The 10,566-nt window shown below is 63.5% G+C and carries 11 protein-coding genes and 1 pseudogene; 5 read left to right on the top strand and 7 right to left on the bottom strand.

Going from position 1 to position 10,566, the window contains the following annotated elements:
* Window positions 1–86 precede the first annotated feature (86 nt).
* The 4 genes from MSIL_RS12715 to MSIL_RS12730 form a co-directional block, all read right to left on the bottom strand.
* Window positions 87–800: a L,D-transpeptidase gene (locus MSIL_RS12715; RefSeq protein ID WP_012591489.1), complete on the bottom strand. Its 714-nt coding sequence runs from the start codon at window positions 798–800 to the stop codon at window positions 87–89.
* Window positions 801–1,070: 270 nt separating this feature from the next.
* Window positions 1,071–1,535, bottom strand: coding sequence for an ankyrin repeat domain-containing protein (locus MSIL_RS22250; protein WP_041368010.1), 465 nt, complete (start codon window positions 1,533–1,535; stop codon window positions 1,071–1,073).
* A complete protein-coding gene (gene glpE, locus MSIL_RS22255; RefSeq protein ID WP_041368012.1) occupies window positions 1,532–1,849 on the bottom strand; it encodes a thiosulfate sulfurtransferase GlpE in 318 nt (105 codons plus the stop codon). Before glpE ends, MSIL_RS22250 begins: the two co-directional genes overlap by 4 nt.
* Window positions 1,850–1,898: 49 nt before the next feature.
* Window positions 1,899–2,348, bottom strand: coding sequence for a Rieske (2Fe-2S) protein (locus tag MSIL_RS12730; RefSeq protein WP_041369113.1), 450 nt, complete (start codon window positions 2,346–2,348; stop codon window positions 1,899–1,901).
* Between the two features lie 235 nt (window positions 2,349–2,583).
* On the opposite strand from MSIL_RS12730, the gene MSIL_RS12735 reads away from it, so the two are divergent.
* Window positions 2,584–2,868: a hypothetical protein gene (locus MSIL_RS12735; protein ID WP_012591491.1), complete on the top strand. Its 285-nt coding sequence runs from the start codon at window positions 2,584–2,586 to the stop codon at window positions 2,866–2,868.
* Window positions 2,869–3,024: 156 nt separating this feature from the next.
* Here the strand turns inward: MSIL_RS12735 and MSIL_RS12740 are convergent, their stop codons facing one another.
* The 3 genes from MSIL_RS12740 to MSIL_RS12755 all read right to left on the bottom strand — a co-directional run bounded on the left by MSIL_RS12740 (window position 3,025) and on the right by MSIL_RS12755 (window position 5,313).
* The gene (locus MSIL_RS12740; protein ID WP_012591492.1) at window positions 3,025–3,429 is read right to left on the bottom strand and encodes a DUF1398 domain-containing protein; all 405 of its coding nucleotides are present in this window, start codon (window positions 3,427–3,429) and stop codon (window positions 3,025–3,027) included.
* Between the two features lie 29 nt (window positions 3,430–3,458).
* Window positions 3,459–3,920 carry a MarR family winged helix-turn-helix transcriptional regulator gene (locus MSIL_RS12745; RefSeq protein ID WP_012591493.1) on the bottom strand — a complete coding sequence of 154 codons (462 nt, stop codon included), beginning with the start codon at window positions 3,918–3,920 and terminating at the stop codon, window positions 3,459–3,461.
* A gap of 511 nt (window positions 3,921–4,431) precedes the next feature.
* Window positions 4,432–5,313 carry a trypsin-like peptidase domain-containing protein gene (locus MSIL_RS12755; RefSeq protein ID WP_012591494.1) on the bottom strand — a complete coding sequence of 294 codons (882 nt, stop codon included), beginning with the start codon at window positions 5,311–5,313 and terminating at the stop codon, window positions 4,432–4,434.
* A gap of 359 nt (window positions 5,314–5,672) precedes the next feature.
* Between MSIL_RS12755 and zapE the strand changes: the two genes are divergently transcribed.
* The 4 genes and pseudogenes from zapE to sucD all read left to right on the top strand — a co-directional run bounded on the left by zapE (window position 5,673) and on the right by sucD (window position 10,443).
* The gene (gene zapE / locus MSIL_RS12760) at window positions 5,673–6,854 is read left to right on the top strand and encodes a cell division protein ZapE (protein WP_049768278.1); all 1,182 of its coding nucleotides are present in this window, start codon (window positions 5,673–5,675) and stop codon (window positions 6,852–6,854) included.
* A gap of 429 nt (window positions 6,855–7,283) precedes the next feature.
* On the top strand, window positions 7,284–8,249 hold the full coding sequence (gene mdh, locus MSIL_RS12765; protein WP_012591496.1) for a malate dehydrogenase: 966 nt from the start codon (window positions 7,284–7,286) through the stop codon (window positions 8,247–8,249).
* Window positions 8,250–8,357: 108 nt separating this feature from the next.
* Window positions 8,358–9,555, top strand: a pseudogene (gene sucC, locus MSIL_RS12770) (ADP-forming succinate--CoA ligase subunit beta).
* A 3-nt stretch (window positions 9,556–9,558) separates the two neighbouring features.
* A complete protein-coding gene (gene sucD, locus MSIL_RS12775) occupies window positions 9,559–10,443 on the top strand; it encodes a succinate--CoA ligase subunit alpha (protein ID WP_012591497.1) in 885 nt (294 codons plus the stop codon).
* Window positions 10,444–10,566: the final 123 nt, after the last annotated feature.

Below are 10,566 nucleotides of genomic sequence, written 5' to 3' on the forward strand. Positions count from 1 at the left end.
AGTCGCCCGGCCTAGCCCGCCAGGAGCGCGGATACAAGCGACGGCTTCGCCCGGCGCCGCCCGCGCGCTTGGATCGACGCCGTCGCCTATGCCGGCAGGATGATCACCTTCGTCTTGACCGGCGTTCGTGAATAGAGATCGATCATGTCCTGAGTGAGCAGGCCGGTGCAGCCGCTTGTGACGCCGGTCCCGATCGACTCGGGGTCGCTGGTGGCGTAGATCGTGCAGACTGTGTACACGCCGTTCCGATAAAGATACAGCGTGCGGGCGCCGAGCGGATTGTCGAGCCCTCCGGGCATGCCTCCGGCGTATTTGCGCGCTTCCGGCTGGCGGGCGATCATCTCCTTGGGCGGGGTCCAGGTCGCCCATTCCGCCTTGCGCCCGACGTAAGCGTCGCCGGTCCACAGGAATCCCTTGCGGGGGACATTCGCGCCATAGCGGGTGGCGTTTCCCTCGTCTTCGACGCGGTAAACATAGTAACTGGCCGGATCGATGATGATCGTGCCGGGCGCTTCCTTGGTGTCGTAGCGCACCGTCCGGCGATAATATTTCGGGTCGACCTTGCTGACGTCGACCGCGGGGATCGGGAATTTCTTGTCCGGCACGGGCCCGTAGAGCTTCGCCGCCTCGGCCCGGAGCAAGTCGTCGGTTGTCGCGCAACCCGCTAACCCAAGCGCGCCCAGACTGACGGCGGCGGAGCCGAACAGAAACGACCGGCGGTTTAGAAGTTCCGGCGAAAGCCCAGGCGGAGCTGCGTCGTCCCTCTCGCCGGCATTGGCGTTCTTGCCGTCCATGATCATGGTTTTGGAGTTCCCATATCCGTCGCCCGGCCAGAGAATGCTCCGGCAAATGCCCGCGGACCGTCTTTGTTAAGCTGGAGATTGCCGCTACATGGCTCAATTGGCAATTTCAAGGCTTTACGGAGCAGGGCTTGCCATGTGCGATAGTCCGTCCATGTGGTCTCGCAGTCACACATCGCGCGGGCTTCGACAAAAAAGCGGCCTCAGCTCATCGCAATGCTTTGCGATTGAGCCGACGAGCGAAATTTGAACTGCGACGACGCGCTTCGCTTAGCCGTTCGCCCGCGCCCCGCGCCGGCCGCGCAGCAGATTGAGGCATTCGAGGCTCGCTGCAAGATCGAGGGCGGTCAGGCCGTCCTGCGATTCCAGCGCCAGATTGGCGCCCGCCGCAATGAGGCGCGCGAGCGCGGCCGGCTTGCCGGCCGAGGCGGCGTACATCAGGGCGGTGAAGCCATTCTCGTTCTGGCTGTCGAGGTCGATCCCGGCCGCAGCCAGCGCGTCGACCATCGCGGCATGGTCGCCGACGCAGGCGAGCCATAAAGCGGTGTTGCCGTCGCCATTGCGCGCGTCGAGTTTTGCGCCGGCGGCGATCAGGGCGCGCGCGACCTCGCATTCGCCGGCAAGGCTCGCCTGCATCAAGGGCGTCAGGCCGGCGCCGGCATCCCCATTGACGTCGGCAAAGCCATGCGAGGCAAGAAAGGCCCGCAGCCCATCGTCGAGGCCGGCTTCCGTCACCGCGGCCGCCGGTTGGCCCAGGCCTCGAAGCCGCCGTCGAGACTATAGACGTCCGAAAAACCGAAATCGGTCAGGATGCGCGCATATTCCTGACTGGAATTGCCGTGATAGCAGCAGATCAGGATCGGCGCCGACTTTGGCGTCGCCGCGATCACATCGCCGAGCGTTTCGCCGCTGAGATGACGCGCGTCATCGATATGGCCGGCGCGGTAGCTGTTCAGATCGCGGACGTCATAGACGATTGCGCCGCCTTGCGCCAGCAGCGCTTCAGCCTCCGCGACGCCGATGCGGCGAAATGTTTTGGTCTCCGTCATGCGGTCTCCTTGAGGCGTCCTTCATCCATAGACGAGCGCGCGAGACCGCTCAATCGGTGATGAGAACGACCGGGCCGTCCTCCTCCTGTTCGCCGAACGGATCGCGCTTGCCGTCGTCTTCGAGAAGTTTCACGCCGATCAGGCAGACTTCATGGTCGATCACCGCGACCGCCACCGGCTCAAGGCTCTTGTTGAGGCAGGGACCGTCGGTGCAAACGCCGGTCGCGATATCGAACAAGGCGCCATGCTGCCCACATTCGAGGGCCTTGCGGTCCTGGCTCAGCAACCGCCCATTGCCGCCGTCGAGCGCGACGCCCTTGTGCGGGCATTCATTCACATAGCCCACATATTCGTTCGCCATCGTCCGCACGACGATGATCGACACCGGCTTCTCAGCGCCATTTTCATCGATATGGGTAAATTTGAAGCTCGCCGCCGCGCCGGGCGCAAAAGCCTCCTCATCGGCGATGACGAAGACATCGATATCTTGCTGCATCATCTGCATCTGCCTGACCTCTCGTTTCGCGCCCGCCGCCGCGTTCTTCGGCTCCGTGTCGACAAACGAACACGCGAAACCGCGGGCGTTGCGTAATTGCCTGGTTTGACCAAGTCAGCACGAAACATGCCGCCGCGCTTGGCCGTCTGAGAAAAGCTCCGCGTCAACGGTTTGCGCGGTTCTTGCAAAGTTTCATCCGAGGGCTTAACCGCCATGAATGCAAAGACAGGAGCAAGCCATGGCGCAGATGATCGTCGTCGATGAGGTCAATCAGGACGATATGTCGCGAAAGGCCGGCTGCTATCTCTATTGCGATACGCAGTTCTGGCTCGAGGACAACGCGCCGCATCGCGCAGACGGCCCGGCCATGCTCTCGCCGGACGGCGTCGAGCGCTGGTATCTCCGCGGCAAGGAGGTCACGCGCGAAGTGAAGGCTTTCTTTGCGGAAAATCGCTGGCCGCTCGCGCAAGGCCTCGACACGCCCGAGAAAAAGACGCTGTTCGCCGCCCGTTTCGTTGATTGACCGCGCGTTCCTGGCGGGCTCCGGGGCTTTGCGAAGGTCTGGAACGGTTCCAACCTTTGTCCGAATATGGACAAGACGCGGCGCCCGCAGAAAAAGGGTCCTGACGCCGGCCGGAAGCCGCCCTTCTCACGCGTCGGCCTGAAGGGGAATCGCCGCCTATTGATTTGGGAAGCGCTCGACGTGGGTTTCGGCGGTGCGGCCGATATAGAGCGCGCGGCGGCCAGAGAACGACACGATATAGCCGGCGCACCCAGCCGAAACGGCCTTCTCGCAGAACGCCTTGTAGCTGTATCCAGACGCCAGTTGCTGCGCTTCCCTGATGGCGGCCTGCATAAGCGCGACATCGAAAATCGGCGCGACAGCGGCATGGACGCGGTGGGTCGGCAGCTCGATGCTCTCGCCGTCAGCCAAATAGTAGACCGCGGTCGCCCGCCGGAAGTCGATCGCGTAGCTTTCGAATCCGGCTTCCATCAAGGTTCCGATGATCTGCGGGAAGGTCATGGCCTCGCCCTCGGCTCCTTCGAGACAGGACCGTGCGGTTGCTTTCTGCTTATCGTTCATAGGCGCTCCGTGGTCCGGTTCGATCGCGTTCATTCGATCGGGATTGCAGTCATGTGGCCACGTTCGGCCAACCTCTTCAGGAGACGCTCCAGCGTCTCCCGCTCATCCGCGGTGAGATGCTCAAAGAATTCGGCATCGTTACGGTCGGCGAGCGCGGCCAGATCCGGCACGAGGTCACGACCGCGATCCGTCAGCGCGAGCGTCTGCGCGCGGCGGTCGTTCGCGCTGGCCTCGCGCATGATCAGGGACTTCGCAATCAGTCGATCGGCGAGCTTGGTGATCGCCCCCCGCGTCATGCCCATCTCGTCCGCGATCTGGCTGGGCGGCGTCGGCTCTTTGCTGTAGAGCGCGCGCATCAGGCACCATTCGGCCACCGTCACCTGCTTGTCGGCCAGCTTGGCCGCGAAGGCATGGGACACGTGGTTCGAGACCATGCGCAGCCAGAAGCCAATATGCGCAGTGAGGTCCGAGACGGGCGGGATCGACGACATTGCAGCCTCTTTGATTGACTAGGAAACTATATCAAGATAATTTCCTAGTCAATTAAATTGCGGCGTGACGTCGGGCATGGATATGTCGCCGAATTTTCGCGCAGCCTGACATCCGCGACGCCCGCAGCAGCGAAGGGATCGACCAATTCGCGGCCCGCGGCGGCGCCATCGACTTGGCCTCCAGGTCAACCGGCCGATTTTATCGGCAAGGGCCGCCTATCCAGCGCGTCGCTATTTGATGGGGCGAGCCTCTTCAAATGCTTCGAACCGCTGGAAACGGCGTCGCGTCGGCGAGCGACATCGCCGCCAGGAAGCCGCTGAGAGGCCAGCCGCCGAGATGGGATCAATGTCGCGCTTGGCGAGTGGAAGGTCAGGGGAGCAAAGCCAGGCCGCGGCCTTGCGATTCGTCCGGGGCGGGAGCCGGTCTGGCGCGCTATGCGCCGCTGTGATGGACGCCGGCCGCCGCACGTGGCGCGGGCGGATCGCAGCGCGAAGACTGTCGCCGGCCAAATTACCGCGCGACGTAAGCCTTGGCGGCGGAGGCGATCACCGCCTTCTTGAAGGCGCCTTCGATCGTCACGGCGAAATTATAATGGGTCGGCGAGAAAGGGGCGGAATGGAACGGCTTGTTGGAGCGCCAGCCGACCAGAATGGCGCCGACCATCGGATCGCCCTTGTCGCCAAAAATCAGCGCGCCGCCCGAGGCGCCGTCGCCCGTCTCGCAATCGAAGGAGAATTCGCGGGTTCCCTCGTCGCCGGTCGAGAGCTGGTCGTGGAAGCCGCATTTCTCCATCGACAGCTTGCGGCCGTCGCCCCAGTCCATATGGCCGCGGGCGACGAATTCGGTCGGCGTGTTCGGGCTTTGCGCGCCGGCGAGGCCGTAGGGCGTCGCCCCGGCGACAGGACGCGTCAGCCGCGCCACCGCCCAATCATGCACCGCGGCGACCGCATAAGGGTCCTTGCTGCCGGCGACGATGGAGGCCGAATCGATCGGCGTCCGAATCTCCTTGCCGTCCACCTCGTTGACGAAGGTGCAGGTTTTCGCGCGGGGGACCCCCTGCTCGTCGAAGAAGACATGCGCCGCCGTGGTGACGAGATCGTCCGTCAGGGTCAATTGGCCGGCGCCATGCGCGGCGCCACATTCGATGAGGCCGGATGCGGCAAATTTCTGGCGCAAATGGGCGGCGCTGAGCTTCTCTTCGGCCGCAAACGCCTCGACGGTGCGCCGGCTGTCGCGGCCAAACACCACGACTTTCTCGATTTCAGCGCCCGCGAAGGAGCGCTCCTCGCCCGACACGTCATGCGCGAGAAAAGGAGCGGCCGAAGCGGAACATGAAGCGCCAATCAGAACAAGGGAGAAGGCGGCAACCTGTTTTCGGCCTTTCGGAGTCATGCCCTGATCCTTATCGTCTGACGCGTCCGCCTCACGCGGCGCCGCTAACGTCAAGCTAGCCCTTGAAAGTTGTAGGGGCGGATTGCGAACAGAAAAAGGCAAGCTGACGTTTGGGTAAAATGGGATGACAGTCCTTAATATTCGTTGAACCCCCAAAACGGCGCGATTCGCCCGAGAATCGCCCCCGCCCAAAACCCCTCCGCGACGCGCCCGCAGAGGTAAATCGACAAGCTTGCGCGAGCGTGACGCCGCGGTGTCATGCCTCTGTTGCGCTTTTGACGCGCGTCGCGATAATCGGCGCCCCGCCTTTGCAAAGGCTCAGTCTGCGGCCTTTTCGACGGGCGGCCATCTCAATGGGAATGAATGTGTCGGTCTCCCTTCTTACGCGTTACAAGGCCAAGATCGACGAAGGACTGATCGAGAGCGACGAGGCGCAGCGCATCGTTCTCGCCAAGCTCGACAAGCTGAGAGGCGCGCTCGAGGGCTATGAGCCCTCGCCGAAACCCTCCGGCCTGTCGCGCTTTTTCGGCGGCCGCAAACCCGAGCCTTTCGTTCCCGGCCTCTACATCTGGGGCTCCGTCGGACGCGGCAAGACGATGCTGATGGACCTCTTCTTCGAGGAGGCGCCGCCACAGCGCAAGCGCCGGAGCCATTTTCACGCCTTCATGGCCGATGTGCATGCGGCGATCTACGCCTGGCGCCAGGACGACAAGCATAAAAAGGCGAAGGGCGACGACCCGATCGCCGCCGTCGCCGATCAGATCGCCGAAAAGGCGTGGCTCCTGTGCTTCGACGAATTCCACGTCACCGACATCACCGACGCGATGATTCTGGGCCGCCTGTTCACGGCTCTGTTCCAGCGCGGCGTCGTGATCGTTGCGACCTCCAATGTCGAGCCGATCAATCTCTATAAGGAAGGATTGAACCGGGCGCTGTTCTTGCCCTTCATCGGCCTGATCCAGGCGCGGATGGAGATCATCGAGCTTGCCGCGCGCACCGATTTCCGGCGCGAAAAGCTGGAAGGGCGGCGGACCTGGCACACGCCGGCGAATGAGCAGGCGCAGGCGGCGCTCACCGGCGCTTTCGAGGCGCTGACGGGCGCCCCGCACGGCAAGCCGATGCTGCTGCGCGTTCTCGGCCGCGCGCTGGCCGTGCCCGAGGCGCTGGCCCATGTCGGCCGCTTTTCCTTCGCCGATCTTTGCGAAGCGCCGCTCGGCCCAAGCGACTTTCTCTACATCGCGCGCTATTTCCATACCGTGATCATCGACGACATCCCCATCATCGGGGCGCAGCGCCGCGACGTGGCCAAGCGATTCATCACTTTGATCGATACGCTCTACGACGAGCATGTGAAGCTGATCGCCTCGGCCGCGGCGGAGCCGGCGCATCTTTATGTCGGCGGCAATGGGCGCGAGCAATTCGAATTCGGCCGCACCGTCTCGCGGCTGATCGAGATGCGGTCGGCGGGCTATATGGACCTGCCGCATGGTTCGATCGCCTCGGTCGGCAGCGGCGACGCCAGCGGCCTCGTCGAGACATAAATGCGGGCCTGAAACGCAGCGCCGCAAAACGAGGCGCCGCGCGCGGCGATCGCCGCAGCATGTGGCCGGATGCGCGATATTACGCCATAGGTCGCGCTTGGTCAGCGCTGGCGGCGGCAAATGATTTCAATTATGGTTCGGCCCGCGCCGCCTCGCTTCGCCGCGGCGGGCGCGACAAAGGTCGAAGGCGCTGCACTTTGAATTAAGAAAAGGATTTGAGATTTCAGATGGAGCCGCGGCGCGTGTCCGTCTCAAAATCATCCGGCTCTGATCCTCCGCCGAAGACCCTTTCTTCCAGGACCATGATCAAGAAAGCATCCTGACATGTTTTGTTGATCGGCCGCGACCATCCGCCGCCTCGGCGGCGCGGCTATTTCTTCAACTTCAAACCTTGCGCCTTCCGAGGCGGGCGACCCGAGGGGATAAAAAATGGCGCGTAGCAAGATCGCATTGATTGGAGCGGGACAGATCGGCGGCACGCTCGCCCATCTCGCGGCCCTGAAGGAGCTCGGCGACATCGTGCTCTTCGACATCGCCGAAGGCACGCCGCAGGGCAAGGCGCTCGATCTTGCCGAATCCGGTCCGGTCGAGGGATTCAACGCGTCGCTCAAGGGCGCCAATTCCTATGCCGACATCGCAGGCGCCGACGTCATCATCGTCACCGCCGGCGTGCCGCGCAAACCGGGCATGAGCCGCGACGATCTGCTCGGAATCAATCTCAAGGTCATGGACGCGGTCGGCGGCGGCATCAAGCAATATGCGCCGGACGCTTTCGTGATCTGCATCACCAACCCGCTCGACGCCATGGTCTGGGCCCTCCAGAAATCATCGGGCCTCGCCCCCGCCAAGATCGTCGGCATGGCCGGCGTGCTCGATTCGGCCCGCTTCCGCTATTTCCTGTCGGAAGAGTTCAAGGTCTCGGTCGAGGACGTCACCGCCTTCGTGCTCGGCGGCCATGGCGACGACATGGTGCCCTCGCTGCGCTATTCGACCGTCGCCGGCATTCCCTTGACCGATCTCGTCAAACTCGGCTGGACGACGCAGGAGCGGCTCGACGCCATCGTCGAACGCACCCGCAAGGGCGGCGGCGAGATCGTCAACCTGTTGAAGACCGGCTCCGCCTTCTATGCGCCCGCCGCTTCGGCGATCGCGATGGCCGAAGCCTATTTGAAGGACAAGCGCCGCGTGCTGCCCTGCGCCGCGCAGCTCTCCGGCCAATATGGCGTCGATAATCTCTATGTCGGCGTCCCGGTCGTGATCGGCGCCAATGGCGTCGAGAAGATCGTCGAGGTCACGCTGGACGAATCGGAAAAGGCGATGTTCGCCAAATCGGTCGAATCCGTGCGCGGTCTCGTCGAGGCCTGCAAGGTGATCAATCCCGCGCTGGCGGGCTAAGGGAAGTCGGCGCATCGGCTTAGCCTGCGCTATTAGCACTATTTGCTTCGCTGGCGCCGCAGCGTAAGTTCCCAAAAAAAGAGGAAGCGCCTCGGGAGACGGTCCCATATGAATATCCATGAATATCAGGCCAAGGCAGTCCTGAAAGAGTTCGGCGTTCCAGTCTCGCGCGGCGTCGCGATCCTGGAAGCCGGACGACGTCGACGCCGCGATCGCGGAGCTCGGCGGCCCGGTCTTCGTCGTCAAATCGCAGATCCACGCGGGCGGACGCGGCAAGGGCCATTTCAAGGAGCCTGAAGCCGGCGAAAAAGGCGGCGTGCGCGTCGCCAAATCGCCCGAGGACGTCAAAACTAACGTCGATCAGATGCTCGGCCGGACGCTCGTCACGGTTCAGACCGGCGCCCCTGGCAAGCAGGTCAATCGGCTCTACCTCGAAGAGGGAGCCGAGATCGAGCGGGAGTTCTACGTCTCGCTCCTCGTCGACCGCGCCTCGAGCCGCCCCTCCTTCGTCGTTTCGACCGAAGGCGGCATGAATATCGAGGACGTCGCCCATGATACGCCGGAAAAGATCGTCACCTTTTCGGTCGATCCGGCGACTGGCGTCCTGCCCCATCACGGCCGCAGGCTGGCCGCCGCCCTTGGCCTCTCGGGCGATCTCGCCAAGCAAGCGGGCGCCCTGACCACAAGCCTCTATAACGCCTTCATCGCCAAGGACATGGCGATGCTCGAGATCAATCCCCTGATCATCTCCAAGGACGGCCGCATCGTCTGTCTCGACGCCAAGGTATCGTTCGATTCCAATGCGCTCTATCGCCATCCTGATATGTTCGCGCTGCGCGACGAGACGGAAGAAGACCCCAAGGAGATCGAAGCGTCGAAGCACGATCTCAACTATATTTCGCTGTCGGGCGAAATCGGCTGCATGGTCAACGGCGCCGGCCTCGCCATGGCGACCATGGACATCATCAAGCTCTATGGCTCGGAGCCGGCGAACTTCCTCGACGTCGGCGGCGGCGCCACCAAGGAGAAGGTGACGGCGGCGTTCAAGATCATCACCGCCGACCCGCAGGTCAAAGGCATCCTCGTCAATATCTTCGGCGGCATCATGAAATGCGACGTCATCGCCGAGGGCGTCATCGCCGCGGTGAAGGACGTCGGCCTCACCGTGCCGCTGGTGGTGCGCCTCGAGGGCACCAATGTCGAACTCGGCAAGAAGATCATCTCCTCATCGGGGCTGAATGTGATCCCGGCCGACGATCTCGACGACGCCGCCCAGAAAATCGTCGCCGCCGTCAAGAAGGCCTGACCCATGTCGATCCTGCTGAAAAAAGACACCAAGATCATTTGCCAGGGCTTTACCGGCAAGAACGGCACGTTCCATTCCGAGCAGGCGATCGCCTATGGCTCGCTGATGGTCGGCGGCACTTCGCCCGGCAAGGGCGGCTCGACCCATCTCGGCCTGCCGGTGTTCGACACCGTCGATGAGGCGCGGGACGCGACTGGAGCCGAAGCCAGCGTCATCTATGTGCCCCCGCCGGGCGCCGCCGACGCCATCTGCGAGGCGATCGACGCCGAGATCCCGCTGATCGTCTGCATCACCGAGGGCATTCCCGTCGAGGATATGGTCCGGGTCAAGCGCGCGCTGTGCGGCTCCAAGTCGACGCTGATCGGGCCGAACTGCCCCGGCGTGATGACCGCCGGCGAAAGCAAGATCGGCATCATGCCCGGCAATATCTTCCAGAAGGGCTCGGTCGGCATCGTCTCGCGCTCCGGCACGCTGACCTATGAGGCGGTGTTCCAGACGACGCGCGAAAACCTCGGCCAGACGACGGCCGTTGGAATCGGCGGCGACCCGGTCAAGGGCGCCGAATTTATCGACATCCTGGACCTGTTCCTCGCCGACGACGACACCAAATCCATCATCATGATCGGCGAGATCGGCGGCGGCGCCGAGGAAGACGCCGCCCAGTTCCTGAAGGACGCCGCCAAGCGCGGCCGCATGAAGCCGACGGTTGGATTCATCGCCGGCCGCACCGCGCCGCCTGGACGGCGCATGGGCCATGCCGGAGCGATCATCTCCGGCGGCAAGGGCGGCGCAGAGGACAAGATTGCGGCGATGGAATCGGCCGGAATCCGCGTTTCCCCGTCGCCGGCGCGGCTCGGCGCGACGCTTGCTGAGGTGCTGCGCGGCTGATTGTGGCGCTCTGGCGCCGGGATTGCTCCGAAAACGCGGTATGGCGCCGCCCTCAAGGCTTTGGTAAGACTAGGACGCCGCGGAAAAGCCAAGAACCGGTTTTCTGCCCGCATTTGGCTCTAA

Origin of the sequence: Methylocella silvestris BL2 (assembly GCF_000021745.1) — a bacterium.
GTDB lineage: Bacteria > Pseudomonadota > Alphaproteobacteria > Rhizobiales > Beijerinckiaceae > Methylocapsa > Methylocapsa silvestris.